Source organism: Seohaeicola zhoushanensis (assembly GCF_014656415.1).
GTDB lineage: Bacteria > Pseudomonadota > Alphaproteobacteria > Rhodobacterales > Rhodobacteraceae > Seohaeicola_A > Seohaeicola_A zhoushanensis.
Map to the genome: position 1 here is coordinate 73269 of NZ_BNCJ01000011.1, position 18847 is coordinate 92115.

The window sequence follows — 18847 nt, forward strand, 5'->3', positions numbered from 1 at the left end:
CTTCGCGCTCTCGGGCCTCAGTAGCCGCTGTCTGTCGTCAGCACCAAATGCCCCGGTTCGATCTCGCGGTAGACCGAAGGCGCCGGTTCATAGCCGACCGGATGGATCGGCGAGGGGATCGGCTTGAAGTTCAGGTCCTTCTCGGACTTGCGCCTGGCCGGGTCGGCGATCGGGACTGCCTTCATCAGCGCCTTGGTATAGGGGTGCTGCGGGTTCTCGAAGACACCGGCGCGCGGGCCGATCTCGACGATGCGGCCCAGGTACATCACGCCGACATAATGGCTGACGCGTTCCACCACCGCCATGTCGTGGCTGATGAAGAGGTAGGACAGGCCCATCTCGGCCTGCAACTCCATCATCAGGTTCAACACCTGCGCCTGCACCGAGACGTCCAGCGCCGAGACCGCCTCGTCCGAGACGATGAGCTTCGGTTCGAGCGCCAATGCGCGGGCGATGGCGACGCGCTGGCGCTGACCGCCCGAGAGCTCGTGCGGATAACGGCGCAGGAAGCTGCGCGGAAGTTCCACCCGGTCGAAGAGGTTGGCCACACGGTCGGAAATCTCGGAACCCGAGGCAATATCGTAGTTCCGCAGCGGCTCGGCCACCTGGTCCATCAGCTGCATCTGCGGATTGAGCGAGGCAAAAGGATCCTGGAAGATCATCTGCATGTCGCGCCGCGCCTCGCGCAGCTGGTTGGTATCGAGCGCCATGACGTCGACGCCGTCGAGGTCGATCTTGCCGCCCATCGGTTCGACCAGCCGCAGGATCGAGCGGCCCGCGCTGGACTTGCCACAGCCGGACTCGCCCACGAGGCTCAGGGTCTGCCCCTTGTTGATGGTGAAGGAGACATCTTCGACCGCGTGGACGTTGGCGACGGTACGGCGGAAGAAGCCGCCGCGCACAGGAAAGCGGGTGGTGAGGTTGGAGACGGTCAGCAGGCGCTGATCGGTTCCGGGGATCGGCGCGATGCGCTGGTTCTCGGCCCCCAGCAGGCGCATCGGCTCGGGCGCCGCCTTGCCGCGCATCTCGCCCAGCTTCGGCACCGCCGCCAGAAGCGCCTTGGTGTAATCGTGCTGCGGGTTGTTGAAGATCTGCTCGACCGGGCCTTCCTCGACCTTGTTGCCGCGGAACATGACGACGACCCGGTCGGCCATCTGCGCCACCACGGCCATGTCATGGGTGATGAACATCACCGCCGTGCCGGTCTCGCGCTTGAGCCGGTCCATCAGGGCGAGGATCTCGGCCTGGATGGTCACGTCGAGCGCCGTGGTCGGCTCGTCCGCGATCAGCAGGCGCGGCCGGCAGGCCATCGCCATGGCGATCACCACGCGCTGGCGCATTCCGCCTGACAGTTCGTGCGGGTACTGTTTCAGCCGGCGCTCGGGTTCTGGAATCCGCACCTCGCGCAGCAGTTCCAGCGCCTGCTTCTCGGCGGCCGCGGCCGTCATGCCCCGATGAACCCGCAGCCCTTCGGTCAGCTGTCGGCCCACCGTGAACACCGGGTTCAGCGCGGTCATCGGCTCCTGGAAGATCATCCCGATCTCGTTGCCGCGCACCTTGCGCATCTGGTCCTGCGTCGCCTTGGCCAGGTCGATTTCGCCGCCCTTCTCGCGGTTGAACAGCAGCTGGCCTTTGGCGATCTCGCCGCCGCCGAACTCGATCAGGCGCATCAGCGAGAGCGAGGAGACCGATTTCCCAGATCCCGATTCTCCGACGATGCAGACTGTTTCGCCCGGTTTCACGGTGAAAGAGACGTTCTCCACGCCTGCAACGGTTCCTCCACGGGTCTGGAATTCGACCCGGAGTTCGCGAATATCGACAATTGGCTGATCGAGCACCGTCACCCCCTGCGCTGACAGATCAACGCTAAGGCGGCGGCCGCGCGACTGTCAAACCCCATCCCGGTTTCCCCAAGGCAAGGCTTGCAATTTTCTCAAACTCTGCTTCGATAAGCCCGTATCCGTCACACGGGGGACGTAGTGGGCGGGATCTCGGTGCGCCTTCACTTGCGGCGCAACACCTTCCCCGTGGCGTCAGGACACCAAGCCGCTGCAATGCGGATGAAACGTGGCATGTATGTGTCCAACAAGGAGTGTACCATGAAAATCAAGACCTTACTGCTAGGAGCAGTTGCCTGCGCGGCACTGGCCCCGGCAGCTTTCGCCGAGCGCGGAAAGGATGGCAACGTCAGCATCATCTACTGGCAGGCCCCCTCGATCCTGAACCCGTTCCTCTCGGGCGGCACCAAGGACATCGAAGCGTCGAGCCTGGTTCTGGAACCGCTGGCACGTTATGACGACAAGGGCGAGATGGTGCCCTTCCTGGCCGAAGAAGTTCCGACCATCGCCAATGGCGGTGTGAGCGAAGACCTCACTACCATCACCTGGAAGATCAAGCCGGGTCTGCTCTGGTCGGATGGTACGCCTGTCACCTCGGCCGACGTCAAGTTTACCGCCGAATACTGTATGCACCCCGAAGGCGGCTGCGCGCAGCTCTCCTTCTTCGATGGCGTTCAAACGATCGACACGCCGGATGACCTGACCGTCAAGGTCACCTTCAACCAGCCCAAGCCGAACCCCTATGGCCCCTTCGTCGGTGGCCAGTCGCCGATCATCCAGAAGGCGCAGTTCGAGAACTGCCTCGGCTCGAAGGCTCCGGAATGCACCCAGCAGAACTTCAACCCGGTCGGCACCGGCCCCTTCAAGGTGGTCGAGTTCAAGCCGAACGACGTGATCACGCTGGAAGCCAACACCAACTATCGTGACCCTGACAAGCCGGCCTTCGCGACCGTGACCTTCAAGGGCGGCGGGGATGCCACCGGTGCCGCGCGCGCCGTCTTCGAGACCGGCGAATTCGACTACGCCTGGAACCTCCAGCTGGCGCCCGACGTGATCGCCAAGATGGAAGCTGGCGGCAAGGGCAAGGCCATCACGGGCTTTGGCCCGCTGGTCGAGCGTATCGAGGTCAACCTGACCGACCCGTCGCCGTCGCTGGACGCCGACACCCGGTCGACCCGCAAGGCACCGCACCCCTTCCTGAGCGACATCCGCGTGCGGCAGGCGCTGTCCATGGCCATCGACCGCGAACTGCTGGTCGAAGTGGGCTATGGCCAGGCCGGCAAGCCGACCTGCGACCTGGTTCCGGTTCCGGACAACTACGCGGCCAAGAACGATTTCTGCTTCAAGCAGGACATCGAGGGCGCCAACAAGCTGCTTGACGAGGCCGGCTGGGTGAAAGGCGCCGACGGCGTCCGCGCCAAGGACGGCGTGCGCCTGTCGATCCTCTACCAGACCTCGACCAACGCCGTCCGCCAGGACTTCCAGGCACTGATCAAGGACTGGTGGACCGAGATCGGCGTCGAAACCGAGCTGCGCAACGTCTCGGCTTCGGTCTTCTTCGGGGGCGACCCGGGCTCGCCGGACACCTTCCAGAAGTTCTATGCCGACGTGGAGATGTATGCGAACACCTTCAACGGCACGGATCCGCAGCAATACCTGGCGGCCTACCGCTGCGGCCAGGAGCCGAAGCCGGAAAGCCAATGGCAGGGCGAGAACATCAACCGCTTCTGCGATCCGGCATATGACGCCCTGATCGACGAACTGGCCCGCACCGGCGACATCGCCAAGCGCGGCGAGATCGCGATCAAGATGAACAACATGCTGACCAAGGACAGCCACACGATCATCGGCCTCGTGCACCGCGGCCGCGTGTCCGGCCAGTCCAACACGCTGGGCGGCCACGTCCTGAACGTTTGGGACAGCGAGCTGTGGGACGCCGCGAACTGGTTCCGCAAGCAGGGCTCGTGACCGTCTGACATCTGCCCGCCCCGGTCGATTGCCGGGGCGGGCATTCCTGTCAGGCCAATAACAAGAAGCCCCAGCTGCAAAGGCGCCGCCCATGCTGACCTTCACGATAAGGCGTCTGGTGCTATCCGTACCGACGCTCCTGTTCATCAGTCTCGTGATCTTCCTGCTCCTGGAGCTCGCCCCTGGCGACCCGATGGCGCAGGTCCCGCTCACAGTTCCCCCCGACGTCAAGGAAAAGATGCGCCAAGCCCTGGGCCTAGGCGAACCGATCCATATCCGTTACGTCAAATGGCTCATCCAGTTTTTCTGGATCGAACCGCAGGTTCTCTTCGACCATATCTTCGGCACCAGCTTTGCCGACGGCAAGCTCCGGGTGATCTCGTGGCAGACCCGCTCGCCGGTGATGGACCTCGTCGTCCAGCGCTTGCCGCAGACGCTGTGGGTCGTCGGGGTCGCCTATGTGCTGGCGGTGATCATCGCAATCCCGGTCGGCATCTACTCTGCCTACAAGCAGTACTCGATCTTCGACCAGTTCGGCACCTTCATCACCATGATCGGCTTCTCGGTGCCCCCCTTCTTCACCGGTCCGCTGATGGTGGTAATCTTCGCGGTGAACCTGCATTGGTTCCCCTCGATCTACGATACCACTCTGGTGGTCGACGACCTGGAAAGCCTCGGCAAGCAGATCCGCCAGATGTTCCTGCCGGTAATGGTGCTCGCGCTCCAGATCACCGCGCAGATCAGCCGGTTCATGCGGGCCTCGATGCTCGACAACTTCAACCAAGACTATGTCCGCACCGCCCGCGCCAAGGGTATGTCGGAATATACCGTGGTCATGGTGCACGTGCTGCGCAACTCGCTGATCCCGGTCGTGACCGTGATCGCGCTCGGCATCCCGTCGATCTTCGGCGGGGCGATCATCACCGAGCAGGTCTTCGCCGTGAACGGGATCGGCCAGGCACTGATCTCGGCGATCCAGGCCAACGACCTGCCGATGGTGCAGACGCTCACCTTCATCTTCGCCGTGCTGATCGTGGTCTTCAACCTGATCGCCGACGTTCTTTACGGTGTCCTTGATCCGAGGGTCCGCTATGACTGACTCTGCCCCGCAGCCCACCCCGAAGCGGATCGCCGCGCTGAGCGATCCGATACCCACCCAGCCACCGCGCAGCCAATGGTTGGACGTCTGGGACCAGTTCAAGCAGCACCGTGGCGCGCTGATCGGCGGGATCACCTTCCTCGTCATCATCCTGGCGGTGCTTGTCGGCCCAGCCGTCTGGTGGGTCGACGCGCAATACCTGCCGAAGGGACGCGAGTTCATCAACCTGCGCGACACCCGGCCGATCTACGTCGCGCTCTGGGACAATGCCGCGAAGGTCGACTGGGCACACCCGCTCGGCACCGACAACCTGGGCCGCGACACGCTAGCCCGGATGATGTCCGGCGGGCGCGTCTCGATTGCGGTCGGGCTGACCGCCATGCTGCTCTCGATCCTGCTCGGAACGCTGATCGGCGTCGTCGCCGGCTATTTCCGACGGATGGACGGCGTGCTGATGCGCCTTACCGACCTGTTCCTGGCCCTGCCCCTGCTGCCGCTGATCCTTGTCGCTTCGCTGCTGTTCCGCGAGACGCTCTCGGCGATCTTCGGGGTCGAGGGCGGCGTCTTCGTGCTGGTGGTCTCCCTGATCGGAATCACGAGCTGGATGCACACCGCGCGGATCGTGCGCGGCGACGTCCTGGCGCTGAAGGAGCGCGAGTTCATCCTCGCCGCGCAGTCCATCGGCACCAAGCCCAAGTATCTGGTCATTCGTCACCTGCTGCCCAACGTGATGTCGCCGATCATGGTCTCGGCCACGCTCGGTATCGCGGTGGCGATCATCACCGAGAGCGCGCTCTCCTTCCTCGGCTTCGGCTTCCCGCCGGATTTCCCGACCTGGGGGCGCCTGCTGAACGACAGCGTCGACCGGATGGACCTCTACCCCGAACGGGTGCTCTGGCCGGGCCTGGCGATCTCGCTCACCGTGCTCAGCGTCAACTATCTGGGCGACGGGCTGCGCGACGCGCTCGATCCGCGTATCCGCGGCCGCTGAGGGTTTTTTCCGCGCGGCAGGCCGATTTGAGGCCGCCGCGCGGGCATCACGCGAAATAAGAACGCTTTGCCGGTACCCCGCAGGGTACGGCGCGATAATTTGCGCGCGTAGCCCGCCGTCAGGACAAGACATCTGCGGAACCACGCCACTCAGGGAAATCATTCCAATTCAATAGCCAAGCCTCGCGCGCGCGAGGCTTGATTGCTGGAACAACTTCCTCCATCTGGGAAATCGTTCCGAATCCCCTGAGAGATTCCCGCTATGTTCGAAACGCTTGGCTTCGAAGACACGACCGCACGTGAAGTATCCGTCCTCCTCGGCCTCGGCCTTGGAGTGGCGTTCGGCCTGCTGGCCGAGCGCACCCAGTTCTGCTTCCGCCGCGCGCTGGTGGGCGAGGACCGCAAGCAGGCGCTTGGCGTCTGGCTGATGGCGCTGGCCGTCGCGGTTTTGGGCACTCAGGGCGCGGTCGCTGCGGGCTGGATCAGCTTCGACGAGCACCGCTTCATGACCCCCGCCCTGCCGGCGCTGGCCATCGTTCTGGGCGGTCTGCTCTTCGGTGCCGGGATGGTTCTGACCCGCGGTTGCATCTCGCGGCTGACCGTGCTGACCGGCGGCGGCAACCTGCGCGCGGCCTTCGTTATCGTGGTCTTCGCCATCACCGCCCATGCCACGTTGAAAGGCGTGCTCGCACCGCTGCGCACCACGCTAGGCGGCTTGACCGTCAACCTTGGTGACAGCGTCTCGCTGGCCGCCCTGCCTGGCGGCGCGCTGGTCTGGGCCGGCGTGATCGCCATCGCCGCGCTGGTGGTGGCACTGCGTTCAGGCAACAGCGTCCTTGCGCTGGCCGGCGCCGCGCTGATCGGTGCACTGGTGCCGCTCGGCTGGATCGGCACGGGCTACGTCCTGTTCGACGAGTTCGAACCCATCGCGATGGAGAGCCTCTCCTTCACCTCGCCCGCCGCCGAAAGCCTGTTCTACACGATCGCTTCCAGCGCCATCGAACCGGGCTTCGGCCCTGCCCTCGTCGGCGGCGTGCTGCTGGGCGCGCTGGTCGCCTCGCTGACCTTCGGCGCCTTCCGCTGGCAGAGCTTCGAGGCCCCGCGCCAGACCGGCCGTTACCTGGCCGGAGCGGTGATGATGGGGGTCGGCGGCGTCCTGGCCGGCGGCTGTACCCTGGGCGCGGGCCTCTCGGGCGTGCCAACGCTGAGCATCGCGGCAATCCTCGCCATCCTGTCGATCGCCAGCGGGGCGCTGGCGATGAACGCGGCTCTCACCCGATCCGCTTCTTCATCCGGTGCACCATCCACCAGACAAGCGCTACGACCGGCAGAGTGACCATAGCCACAAGTGTGTTCTTGCCGAGGCCGGTGGCCTCGGCAACCGGGTACAGCAGGTAGCCCGCCAGCGAGACGGCGTAATAGCTGATCGCCACCACCGAAAGCCCTTCGACCGTTTCCTGCAGGCGCAGGGCAAGATCTGCCCGCCGATCCATGCTCGCCAACAGCGCTTGGTTCTGCGCGCTGCGCTCCACGTCCACTCTCGTGCGCAACAGGTCGCCCGTGCGCATCGCGCGTTCGGCCAGCGCGCCCAGTCGCCTCTCGGTCGCCTTTACCGTCCGCATCGCCGGCTCGTAGCGGCGCATCATGAATTCCGAGAAGGTCTGCCGCCCCAGGAAACGCGCCTCGCGCAGGGCCGCGATACGTTGATTGACGATAGCCTCGTAAGCGCCCGTTGCTCCGAAGCGGAAGGCCGCCTGGGTCGCCGTCGTCTCGATCTCGGCTGCGACCGTCAGCAGGTGGTTCAGCGTCTCCTCGGCCCCGGTGACGTTATCGGTCATCTCGACCATCAGCGCGTTGAGCTTCGTCTCCATCCCACCGATCTTGCCGGACAGCCCCCGCGCCCGCGAGAAACCCAGCATCGACATGGCCTTGTAGGTCTCGATCTCGCACAGCCGCTGGACCACCCGACCGATCCGTCGCGCGCCGGTCTCGGCCTCCGCGAAGAGCGCGAAACGCATGTGCCCGCCGGTGTCGATCCGGAAGTCGCCGGCGACGATGGCGGCGTCGTCGAGCACCCGCGCCACGGCAAGGCTCTCGGGCACGAACCAGTCGCCAAGCAGACGCTCAACCGTCTCGTCGGCCCCCCGCCGTTCAAGACGGATCACCACCGAGGTGATCCGTTGCCCCGGCGCGTCGTCGAGCCAGTCCGCCGGGAACACCTCGAAATCGGCGGGATCGAAGGGGCGCGTCGAAAGCCCTTCGCTGAAGGCCGTGTAGGTCACGAATTCGGCGTGCTGTTCCCACTTCAGGACATGCCGGCCGATCTGCCCGGAATAATGCGTGGCGCCCGGCTGCGGATGTGCCGCACCATGCCGGTCAAGCAGTTGCACCAGATGCGCCACGTCGGCCGCGCGGTCGCGGGCGGCCGCATCAACCGGTTGCTTGACCGCCAGAAAGACAACCGTGGCGGGCACGGAGATCGACGGAAAGGGGCGCGCGTGAAGCTCGTTGGTCAGCTCGTAGCGCAAGGGGTGATCTATGATGGGCGACATGCCAGCCTCGCTGCGATGTCAGGCACGCTAGACCAGCTTCGGGGAAATTGAAAGTTTTTATTTCTTTTCAGCAAGTTAGCGGAATACCATCGTATACCGCCAGCGGCATCACCGCCCCGACAGCGCCTTGGCCACCGCAACGCGCAGGGTCGCGCGATCGATCGGTTTCTGCAGGAATGCGATCGGCTGGGTACGGGCGAATTCGGTCCGGTTCCGCTCGGACTCATAGCCGGACATCAGAAGCACCCGCGTATTGGGGTATTTTTGATGTATGATTTCTGCCAGCCGATAGCCCTGGATGTGCCCCGGCATCATCAGATCGGTGATGATGAGCTCCGGCAAAGGCTCGACCTCGAGGATGGTCAGGGCCTGGTCCGCGCTTTGTGCGACCCGCACGACATGGCCATCGAGTTGCAACTGCCGGGCCATGACCCGCGTGACGCTCGGCTCGTCGTCGACGACCAGTATCCGCGCGGCAGTCACTTCGCCGGAGGCATCCGGCGCCTTCCGCTCGGCGAAATCCGACATATCGCTCGATTGCGGGAATGCCATAGTGACGGTGGTTCCGACGCCGTATTCGCTCTCGATCTTCAGCCCGCCTCCAGATTGCCGGCAGAACCCAGAGACCGCCGAAAGGCCAAGCCCCGACCCCTCGCCCACCGGCTTGGTGGTGAAGAAGGGCTCTTCCGCGCGCGCCAGAGTCCTTGCGTCCATCCCGGTGCCGGTATCGCGAACGGCCAACTTGACATAGTTCCCCGAGGTCAAGTTGTGCTCTTCGTCGTATCCGTCGAGCGACGGCGCCGCGAGGTAGTTGGTCCGCGTCGAGAGATAGATATCGCCGCCACCCGGCATCGCATCACGGGCATTGATCAGGATGTTGAGCAGCGCCTGCTGGAAGTTCGCGCCATCGAGGAGAACGATCGCCTTCGGCGCGTTCAGGTCGGTGTGCAGCGCGATATTCGCCGGACAGATCCTCCGGAACATCCCGAGCGTCGCGCCAGCCATGTCGTCGATGTTGTTGGGCAGCGCCTCGAGCCGCGATTTCCGTCCATAGGCCAGCAGCTGGCGCGTAAGATGCGCCGCCTGGTTCGAGGCATTGATGGCCTCCTGCACATAGGCGGCCCGCGCCGCCCGGTCGTCGTCGGCACTAATGAGTTCGAGGTTCCCCAGGATCACCGTAAGTGAATTATTGAAGTCATGTGCCACTCCGCCGACCAGTTTCCCCAGCGCCTCGACCTTCTGGCTGCGGCTCAGCGCCAGCTCGGCTGCCTGCCGGGCCCGCTCGCTGTCGAGCAGGATCGCACGGGCGTTCAACGCCCGACGTTCGGACAAGTTTGTATGATGCGTGAAGAAGATAGCGCACATCACCACCGAAACGATCACGAAGAAGGTCAGCAGTGAAAGCCGCAGCACCGCGTCGTCGTTCATCGCGACCGTGTGTACCGAGATCGCGCAGAGGATGACGGGCACCAAGACGACAAAGGGCAGGATGCGCCGCAGCAGCGCACTACCCGGTTCCCGCGCCAGCAGGACCTGCACCCAGCCGAAAGAGGTGTCGCTCACCAGCAGGCCAGTGAAGAGCATCAGGAAACCGGCCGTCGTGGTAATCGCCATCTTGGTGAACACGGGATTGTCGAACAGGGCCTGCGCGCTCATGACATAGCCGATCAGCGATACCATGACGACAATAAGCCCGAGGGTCTCGGCCGCGATACGGGCTGATCGCCACATCGAGACCCTCTGCGTGTCCCAGACGATCAGACTGATCGCCGCCAATATCCCACAGATCGCTGTTGCCAGCGACATGCCATCGTCATGGCCGAACCTGTCGGTGCTGCTTGGCGCGAATACACCACTGGCCGTCACGACGATCATCAGCAGGCCCACCGTGCGCGAGGACTTCCGTGCATTCGGCGACCATATCAGTGCCAGCCCAATGCCCCCCAGAACAAGCGTCAACGCCGTTTCGGGCACCATCGCGGGATATAGATCCCGTATTCTCACCACCGGTTCGTACCCGGCAAGCCAGCCGACGCAGAGAACGAAGACGCCCCCTGCAACCAGGATGGCCGCAAACGTCAGGCAGAGCAGGCGCAAATGACGCGACTCGCCAAATCCATTTCGGGGCCTTGGCGCGCCTCGCCAATGGACATCTACAAAATCGCCATCTTCCCAATTCATGACTTGCATCCTTCACCGGAGGCAAATCGCTGGGAAGGCGCCCCAATTACAAACCGGATTTGACACAAAGCCATTGAATTGATCCAAGAATGGTCAACGGCCAATTACGAGAACCGAGGCAATGCCAGTTGCGCGGCCTAGTACCGGCCTTGACAGCGAAACGTATTGAGCCGACCCACAGACCTCGCGTGCACAGCTTGAATTCGACGCGAGATTTGTATGTGACGATATCACACGTGACGCTAATACGAGTCAACGTTCACGCAGGCCTGTCACCTTGACGAAGCGGCAGCCTCCAGCCCGGCCCCGATCAAATGTGCAAAACGCCGCAAACTGGCTTGATAGCCGGAAAAGCTCTTGGCGGCCGATTTCAAGCCCTTGAGCGCCGCAGCTATTGTGGCGGCCACCTGTTCAGGTGAACCTTCAAAATCGATCCGGCCCACAGACTGCCCTGCAGCCAGCCAATCCCGGTAGATTTCGCTGAGCCGGGCCTCGCCCGCTTCGGCGATATCCCCGGAGGTGGCGCGCGACGTATCGATCAGTTCCATCCCATGCGGTGATCGCACCATCGCCTCGATTAGCCGGCCGCCCTGCGCCGTGAAAGCCTCTGCAAGTACCGTTCCCGCCGAACCAGGCTTTGCCAGAGCCGCCCGCACGGCTATCGCAACCTCGTCGAAATGGTTCTGGGCAAGACTTCGGAAGATGTCTTCCTTGTTGCGGTAATGTTGGTAAAGCGCCGGACGGGACATACCGGCAGCGCGCGCTATGTCGTCCATCGCCGTCTTGCGAAACCCGTAGGAGGCGAAGCACTGCCACGCAGCGTCCAGAATCGCGGCCTGTCGCGTATCGTCTTTCGGTTCACTCATGCCTAACACCCTGACACCAATGCATCAAATTGTCAATTGACACACTGACAAAATATATAAATACTGTCATAAATGACGAAGGAGCGCACGATGACGATTTCGCTGACTGTCAACGGCACCGAACACGCGGTCGACCTGCCCGGCGAGGTGCCGCTGCTCTGGGCCCTCCGGGACGAGCTGAACCTCACCGGCACGAAATACGGCTGCGGCGTCGCCGCCTGCGGTGCCTGCACTGTCCAGATCGACGGCCAGCCCGTGCGTAGCTGCCAGGTCGCGCTGGCCGATGTCTGGGGGCCCGTGACAACCATCGAGGGCCTCGGCACCCCCGATGCGATGGCGGTGATCCAGCAGGCCTGGGTCGACCACCAGGTCGCGCAATGCGGTTATTGCCAGTCCGGGCAGATAATGCAGGCCGCAGCCCTTCTCGCCGAAACGCCCGAACCGACCGACGACGAAATTGACGCCGCGATGCAGGGCAACCTCTGCCGCTGCGGCACCTACCCCCGCATCCGCGCCGCGATCCACGACGCCGCGCGCGCCATGAAGGTCTGAGCCCATGTCCCGTATCGGCAAGATCGCCCGCCGCACTTTCCTCGTCGGCTCCGCCGCCATCGCCGGCGGTGTCGCCTTCGGCGTCTACTATGCCAACAAGGGCATGACCAACCCGTTGCAGCACGCCAAGGGCGAAACCACGCTGAACCCCTATGTCCTGATCGACGCTCAAGGGGTCACCCTGATCGCGCCGCGCGCCGAGATGGGCCAGGGCACCCGCACCACCCTCGCCGCGCTGGTGGCCGAGGAGCTGGACGTCGCCTGGGAGGATATCCGCGTCATCCACGGCCCGCCGGGCCAAGCCTACTACAACCACGCCATGTTCGGTGGAATCCTGCCGGTCGCCGAATACAAGAAGGGCCCCGTCGCAGAACATCTGGGCCAGATGGCCGGCTATCTCGGCAAGGCGCTGCAGACCCAGATCACCGGCGGCAGCTCCAGCATGGCCGACGCCTTCGAGAAGATGCGCCACGCCGGCGCCACCGCCCGCGAGACGCTGAAGCTCGCTGCCGCCAAGCGGTTCGATCTGAACGCAAGCGACCTCCGGACCGAGAACGGCACTGTCATCGCCCCGGACGGCCGCAGCCTGACCTATGTCGAACTCGCCCCCGCCGCCGCCGAAATCGCCCCGCCCGATGTCGACCTGCGCCCGGCGACCGAGTGGAAATACCTCGGCAAGTCCATGCCCCGCGTCGATATGGTCGAGAAGTCGACCGGCACCGCCACATTCGGCATCGACGTGCGGCCCGAGGGGCTGGTCTATGCCGCGCTGCGCATAAACCCGCATTTCGGCGGCGGCATGACGGGCTTTGACGACACCGAAGCCCGCAAGATGCCGGGCGTGCAGAAAATCATCCACTTCGGCACCGGCATCGCCGTTGTCGCCAGCAACACATGGCTCGCCATGAAGGCCGCGGAAGCGGTCGAAATTGACTGGGAGACCAGCCCGCACCCAGCCACGCAGGAAGCGATCTTCGCCAGCATCCGCACCGCCCTCGACGGCGCGCCCAACTCGACCCTGCGGGATGACGGCGACGCCGGCACGGTTCCCGAAGGTGCCAGCCTGGTCGAGGCCGAATACAGCCTGCCCTACCTCGCCCATGCGGCGATGGAGCCGATGAACGCCACCGCGCTCTATACCGGTGACGAGCTGATCCTGTGGAGCGGCAACCAGGCGCCGATCCTGCACCGCAAGCACTGCGCCGAGGCGGTCGGGCTCGCCCCCGAGGCGGTGACCGTTCATACCACCTACATGGGCGGCGGTTTCGGACGGCGGGGCGAGTATGACTACTCCGTCTATGCCGCCCGCGTCGCGAAGGAGATGAAGGGCACCCCCGTCCAGCTCACCTGGAGCCGCGAAGAGGACATGACCCATGACTTCTACCGCCCCGGCGGCCTTGGCCGCTTCCGTGGCGCCGTGAAGGACGGCAAGGCGGTGCTGCTCGACGGCCGGATCGCGGCGCAGTCCTGCCTGCGCCAGGCCGGTGCGCGCATGATGGGCTTCGAATCCGGCGGCCCCGACAAGGCCCTGGTCGAGGGCGCCTTCGACCAGCCCTACCGCATCCCCAACCACCGCATTACCGGCCACATCGCCGAACTGACCCTGCCGGTCGGCTTCTGGCGCTCGGTCGGCGCCTCGCTCACCGCCTTCATGTATGACAGCTTCATCGACGAGATGGCCCATGCCGCCGGCGCCGATCCGCTGGATTTCCGCTACCAGATGATGAAGGACGAACACGCCCCCTCGGCCGCCTGCCTTGCCGCCGTGCGCGAGATGTCGGGCTGGACTGGCAAGACGCCCGAGGGTATCGGCCGCGGCGTCGGCTTCTGCCACAGTTTCGGCACACCGGTGGCCCAGGTGATCGAGGTGGAGCAGACCGCCGGCGGCATCCGCATCTCCAAGGCCTGGATCGCTTGCGACCCCGGCATCGTGCTCGACCCCTCGATTGTCGAGGCGCAGATGATCGGCGGCATGATCTACGGCCTCTCGGCCGCCGCCTTCGGCGAGATCACCTTCACCAATGGCGCCGCAGACCAGCAGAACTTCCCCGACTACGACGCGATCCGGATGCACACCGCGCCGAAGACAGAAGTGCGCGTCCTCACCGCGAACCCGCGCCTCAGCGGCGTCGGCGAACCAGGCACCCCGCCGGCAATGCCGGCGCTGGGCAATGCGCTGTTCGACCTCACCGGACAGCGCGCGCGTGCCCTGCCGCTCAACAAGAGCTTCGACCTGATCGTCTGACTCCAGGTACTTTGCCCCACAGAAGCCAGAGGCGCAGCGCCCCTGGCTTCTCTTCTTCATAAATATCTCCGGGGGGCCGCCGGAGGCGGCGGGGGCAGCGCCCCCTCCCGCTTCAGGCCTGCCCCGCCCAGTCCCTCAGAAGCGCCGAAAGCGCCGCCCAGTCGGTATATTCCCGATCCTCGTGCGGATCGACCGCCTGCCCCTTCTGCATCGCGATATAGCGCATCGCGAGACTGCGGAAGAAATCGTAGCCGGTGAAGGTGAAGGCCCCGGCGATGTGATGGACCGCGCTGGGAGTCCAGCCGGTTTCTTGCGCGAAGGCCTTGGCAATTCGGTCCAGGTCGGCCCTTTCCTCGGCATCCTCGCCCGCCGCCGAAAGCGAGACCTGCAGCATCAGGGTCGGCATGTGGTTCATCGGCCCGGCATGGGCCCTGGCAAGTTCGACCAGGCTTTTCTGCAGATGACCCAGATGCACCGAGCCAGCCAGGATCGCCCGGTCGAACCGAGCCAGGTCCAGCGGTTCGGCCTCCTCCGCCGAAGCCAGTTCGACCGTGTGGCCAAGCGCAAAGAGCCCGTCGGCACAAAACCGGGCGATCTTGCGCGTCTGCCCGTCGGTGGTGGCATAGAGAACGAGAATCTTCATGGCGGATACCCCCTTCAGGAACAGTCCTGCCACAGGTCAGCCCTGCTCCGCCTTGCGCCGGATCAACCCGCCATCTGCAACGGATAGGCCTTTCGGCCGCCCGCCCAGGCCCGGCAGGCCTCGCCAAAGGCAGTGAACAGCGGGCGCGAGACCGGATCGTCGGCCGCATTCCACTCGGGGTGCCACTGAACCGAAAGAGTGAAGCCCGGCGCATCACGGACATAGATCGCCTCGGGCGTCCCATCGGGCGCATAGCCGTCGATCACCACCCGGCTGCCCGGTGCCTTGATCCCCTGCCCGTGCAGCGTGTTGGTCATCACCCGCGCCGACCCGAAGAGCCGCGCGAAGGGCCCGCCCTCGGTCAGCGTCACCTCGTGGCGCAGCGCGAATTTCTCTTCCATCGTGCCGTCGGGAGGCATCCGATGGTTGTTGCGCCCCGGCAGGTCGCGGATCTCGGGGTAAAGCGTGCCGCCCATGGCGACGTTCACTTCCTGGAAGCCTCGGCAGATGCCGAGAAAGGGTTGGCCACGTTCGACACAGGCCCGCACCAGCGGCAGCACGATAGCATCGCGCGCGCGGTCGAAGGCACCGTGCGCTGCCGTCGCCTCCTCGCCATATTCCTCGGGGTGGACGTTCGGCCGCCCGCCGGTCAGCACGAATCCGTCACAGGAATCGAGCAACTCGTCGACCGAGAGCAGGCCAGGGTCAGCCGGGATCAGCAGCGGCACGCAATCCGAGACCTTGGACACCGCCCGCGAGTTCATCTGACCCCCGGCATGGACCGGGTACTGATCGTTGATCAGGTGAACGTTACCGATGATACCGACGACCGGGCGCGTCATTCAGAGGCCTTCCGCAATCATGTTACCGCGAAAGTATAACGCTGCGACCGGGACCGCAACAAGGCGCAGGGCGCATATATGCAGAGGCGCCCCGTCCCGGCCGCACAATAATTGGTCAGGCTTCTCCGACAAAACCGGCCGCATCGATACCTGCCAGCGCCGCCACGGCATCGTTCTCGGAGCTGTCGCCGGTCACGCCCACCGCCCCGATCACTGCGCCATCCTTGCCGCGGACCAGCACGCCACCCGGCACCGGCACGAACCGGCCACCGAAAAGCCCGTTCATCGCACCGACGAAATAGGCCTGAGCCTCGGCGCGGTCACGCTGCGCCGAGCCGGTCATGCCCAGCATGACGCAGCCATAGGCTTTGCCGAGGGCGACATCGAACCGTCCGGGCGATGCCCCGTCCGAGCGTTCGAAGGCGATGACATGTCCGCCTGCATCCACGACCACCACCGAGAGCGGTTTCATCTCGGCCGCAGCGCCCGCTTCCAGCGCCTTGCGGATGATGATCCGCGCCTTTTTCAGGGAAATATTCATACGTCTAACCTGTCCTGATGGGGGAAGCTTCAGCTCGCCTTGAGTTCCAGCCGCCGGGCGTGAAGCACCGGCTCGGTATAGCCCGAAGGCTGGACCCGGCCCTTGAACACCAGGTCGCAGGCTGCCTTGAAGGCGATGCTATCATAGCCCGGCGCCATCGGCCGATACAGCGGATCGCCGGCGTTCTGGCGGTCCACCACCTCGGCCATCTTCTGCATCGCGGCCATCACCTGGGCCTCGCTTACCACGCCGTGGTGTAACCAGTTGGCCAGCGCCTGCGAGGAGATGCGGCAGGTCGCGCGGTCTTCCATCAGGCCGACATCGTGGATGTCGGGCACCTTGGAACAGCCGACTCCTTGGTCGATCCAGCGGACGACGTAGCCGAGGATGCCCTGCGCGTTGTTCTCGATCTCCTGCGCGATCTCGCTGTCCGACAGGTTGCGGCCGGTCATCACCGGGATGGTCAGCAGCGCATCCAGCGTCCCGCGCGGTCCGCCGGCGCGGATCTCGTCCTGGCGCGCGAAGACATTGACCTGGTGGTAATGCGTCGCGTGCAGCGTCGCGGCCGTCGGCGACGGCACCCAGGCGCAATTGGCCCCGGCCTTCGGGTGGCCGATCTTGGCCGCCAGCATCTCGGCCATGCGGTCGGGCATCGCCCACATCCCCTTGCCGATCTGCGCGCGCCCCTGCAGCCCGCAGGCCAGGCCGATGTCGACGTTGCGGTCCTCGTAGGACAGGATCCAGGGCGTGGTCTTCATCTCGCCCTTGGGCAGCATCGCGCCCGCTTCCATCGAGGTGTGGATCTCGTCGCCGGTCCGGTCGAGAAAGCCGGTGTTGATGAAAGCCACCCGCGATTTGGCCGCGCGGATGCATTCCTTGAGGTTGGCCGACGTGCGGCGCTCCTCGTCCATGATCCCGAGCTTCACGGTATTGCGCGGCAGGCCGAGAATATCCTCAACCATGTCAAAGATCTCGACGGCGAACTTCACCTCGTCCGGGCCGTGCATCTTCGGCTTGACCACATAGACCGAGCCATGCACCGAGTTGCGCCGGGCCTTGAGGTCGTGCATCGCGATCATGGCGGTCACGAGCGCATCCATAAGGCCCTCGCCGATCTCGCGCCCCTCGGCGTCGAGCACGGCCGGGTTGGTCATAAGGTGGCCGACATTGCGCACCAGCATCAGCGAACGGCCCTTGACCGTCAGTTCACTGCCATCCGGCGCGGTATAGGTCCGGTCGGGGTTCATCTTGCGGGTAACAGTCTTGCCGCCCTTGTCGAAGCTCTCGACCAGATCGCCCTTCATCAGTCCCAGCCAGTTGGCATAGGCGCCGACCTTGTCGTCGGCGTCGACACAGGCCACGGAATCCTCGCAGTCCATGATCGTGGACATGGCCGATTCCAGCCAGATATCCGAGATCGCGGCCTTGTCGCCCGACCCGATCTGCGAGGTCGGATCGACCTGAACTTCGATCTTCAAGCCATTGTTCTGGAGCAGGAGATTGAACTTGCCCTCGGCCACTTCGCGCGACCCGACAAATTGCATCGGATCCCGCAGCGCGCCGCCGTCCACGAACAGGACACCGTCGCGCACTTCAAGCGAAGCAATATCCGCCCACCCCCCCCGTGCCAGCGGCACCGTCTTGTCGAGGAAGTCACGCCCCCAGGCGATCACCCGCGCTCCGCGCGCCGGATCATAGCCCCCACCCTTGGGCAGATCGCCCAGGGCGTCGGTCCCGTAGAGCGCATCATAAAGCGAGCCCCACCGCGCATTCGCCGCGTTCAGGGCAAAGCGGGCGTTGGTGATCGGAACCACCAGTTGCGGCCCCGCAATCGCGGCGATCTCGGGGTCGACGCCTGCAGTCTCGATCGAGAAATCCGGGCCCTCCGGCAGCAGGTAGCCGATTTCCCGAAGGAACGCCGTGTAAGCCGCCGCGTCATGCGGCTGGCCGCGATGCGCCTTGTGCCAATCGTCGATCTGGGTCTGGATCTTTTCGCGCACCGCCAACAACGCGCGGTTCTTCGGCCCAAGCTCGTTCACCATCCGCGCCATGCCGGCCCAGAAGCGGTCCGGTTCCACGCCGGTTCCCGGCAGGGCCTTGCCTTCGATGAAATCGACCAGTTCCTGCGCGACCTGAAGGCCATGCTTGTTTTGCCGAGCGCCCATCCCTACTCCCTCGATGCAATGCGTCTTTGGTTCCTGAGTAGAGCGAAAGTTTCCTATAGGCAACAAGAGCGGTCGATGCCCCCCGGCACCTCGGGCCGGGAACGCTCAGTTCGAGGGCGCGGTTTGCCCCGTGTTTTAAGGCATTGTCTGTTCGCCCTGCATCAGCGGGCCGCCGGTTTCTTCGGAGTCCGGCGAAACAGCATAAAACAGCAACCACCCAATGAAGAGGACGGCCACAACGGCAAGGGACCCCCAGATTCCGATCAGCGGCGCACGGTGGCGTTTCTTCTGGCGTTCGATATTGGTGTCAGGCGCAGACATGCGTATCTCCTCTTTCTGCGAGCGGGTGGTTGCGGCACCACCCT

At 64.6% G+C, this 18847-nt stretch carries 15 protein-coding genes; 6 read left to right on the forward strand and 9 right to left on the reverse strand.

The features are described 5' to 3' along the window. Positions 1-17: 17 nt before the first annotated feature. Positions 18-1838: an ABC transporter ATP-binding protein gene (locus IE266_RS17205; RefSeq protein WP_189681349.1), complete on the reverse strand. Its 1821-nt coding sequence runs from the start codon at positions 1836-1838 to the stop codon at positions 18-20. 261 nt (positions 1839-2099) lie between these two features. Between IE266_RS17205 and IE266_RS17210 the strand changes: the two genes are divergently transcribed. The 4 genes from IE266_RS17210 (at position 2100) to IE266_RS17225 (ending at position 7231) form a co-directional block, all read left to right on the forward strand. Beyond that, a complete protein-coding gene (locus tag IE266_RS17210; RefSeq protein ID WP_189681350.1) occupies positions 2100-3806 on the forward strand; it encodes a peptide ABC transporter substrate-binding protein in 1707 nt (568 codons plus the stop codon). A 91-nt stretch (positions 3807-3897) separates the two neighbouring features. Next, positions 3898-4905 (forward strand): ABC transporter permease, encoded by a 1008-nt coding sequence (locus tag IE266_RS17215; RefSeq protein WP_189681351.1) that lies wholly within the window; start codon positions 3898-3900, stop codon positions 4903-4905. Then, entirely contained in the window at positions 4898-5896 is a 999-nt protein-coding gene (locus tag IE266_RS17220; protein WP_189681352.1) for an ABC transporter permease, read from the forward strand. The genes IE266_RS17215 and IE266_RS17220 overlap by 8 nt, the downstream gene beginning before the upstream one ends. A gap of 261 nt (positions 5897-6157) precedes the next feature. After that, the gene (locus IE266_RS17225) at positions 6158-7231 is read left to right on the forward strand and encodes a YeeE/YedE family protein (RefSeq protein WP_189681353.1); all 1074 of its coding nucleotides are present in this window, start codon (positions 6158-6160) and stop codon (positions 7229-7231) included. On the opposite strand, the gene IE266_RS17230 is transcribed toward IE266_RS17225, so the two are convergent. The 3 genes from IE266_RS17230 to IE266_RS17240 form a co-directional block, all read right to left on the reverse strand. After that, positions 7167-8447 (reverse strand): DUF3422 family protein, encoded by a 1281-nt coding sequence (locus tag IE266_RS17230; protein ID WP_189681354.1) that lies wholly within the window; start codon positions 8445-8447, stop codon positions 7167-7169. The two genes, IE266_RS17225 and IE266_RS17230, sit on opposite strands and share 65 nt — an antisense overlap. A 108-nt stretch (positions 8448-8555) precedes the next feature. Next, positions 8556-10628 carry a response regulator gene (locus IE266_RS17235; protein WP_189681355.1) on the reverse strand — a complete coding sequence of 691 codons (2073 nt, stop codon included), beginning with the start codon at positions 10626-10628 and terminating at the stop codon, positions 8556-8558. A 272-nt stretch (positions 10629-10900) separates the two neighbouring features. Then, positions 10901-11494: a TetR/AcrR family transcriptional regulator gene (locus IE266_RS17240; protein ID WP_189681356.1), complete on the reverse strand. Its 594-nt coding sequence runs from the start codon at positions 11492-11494 to the stop codon at positions 10901-10903. A gap of 90 nt (positions 11495-11584) precedes the next feature. Here IE266_RS17240 and IE266_RS17245 point away from each other — a divergent pair, with 90 nt between their 5' ends. Together IE266_RS17245 and IE266_RS17250 are read left to right on the forward strand one after the other, a co-directional pair. Beyond that, complete coding sequence (locus IE266_RS17245) at positions 11585-12046, forward strand: (2Fe-2S)-binding protein (RefSeq protein WP_189681357.1); 462 nt, start codon at positions 11585-11587, stop codon at positions 12044-12046. Between the two features lie 4 nt (positions 12047-12050). Next, positions 12051-14291, forward strand: a complete 2241-nt coding sequence (locus IE266_RS17250) for a xanthine dehydrogenase family protein molybdopterin-binding subunit (RefSeq protein ID WP_189681358.1) — start codon at positions 12051-12053, stop codon at positions 14289-14291. A gap of 112 nt (positions 14292-14403) precedes the next feature. Here the strand turns inward: IE266_RS17250 and IE266_RS17255 are convergent, their stop codons facing one another. The 5 genes from IE266_RS17255 to IE266_RS17275 form a co-directional block, all read right to left on the reverse strand. Further along, positions 14404-14934 (reverse strand): flavodoxin domain-containing protein, encoded by a 531-nt coding sequence (locus tag IE266_RS17255; protein ID WP_189681359.1) that lies wholly within the window; start codon positions 14932-14934, stop codon positions 14404-14406. Positions 14935-14996: 62 nt separating this feature from the next. Next, on the reverse strand, positions 14997-15776 hold the full coding sequence (locus tag IE266_RS17260; protein WP_189681360.1) for a gamma-glutamyl-gamma-aminobutyrate hydrolase family protein: 780 nt from the start codon (positions 15774-15776) through the stop codon (positions 14997-14999). A 115-nt stretch (positions 15777-15891) separates the two neighbouring features. Beyond that, entirely contained in the window at positions 15892-16317 is a 426-nt protein-coding gene (locus IE266_RS17265) for a GlcG/HbpS family heme-binding protein (RefSeq protein ID WP_189681361.1), read from the reverse strand. A gap of 29 nt (positions 16318-16346) precedes the next feature. Next, a complete protein-coding gene (locus IE266_RS17270) occupies positions 16347-18482 on the reverse strand; it encodes a malate synthase G (RefSeq protein WP_189681362.1) in 2136 nt (711 codons plus the stop codon). Positions 18483-18617: 135 nt separating this feature from the next. Next, complete coding sequence (locus IE266_RS17275; RefSeq protein WP_189681363.1) at positions 18618-18803, reverse strand: hypothetical protein; 186 nt, start codon at positions 18801-18803, stop codon at positions 18618-18620. Positions 18804-18847: the final 44 nt, after the last annotated feature.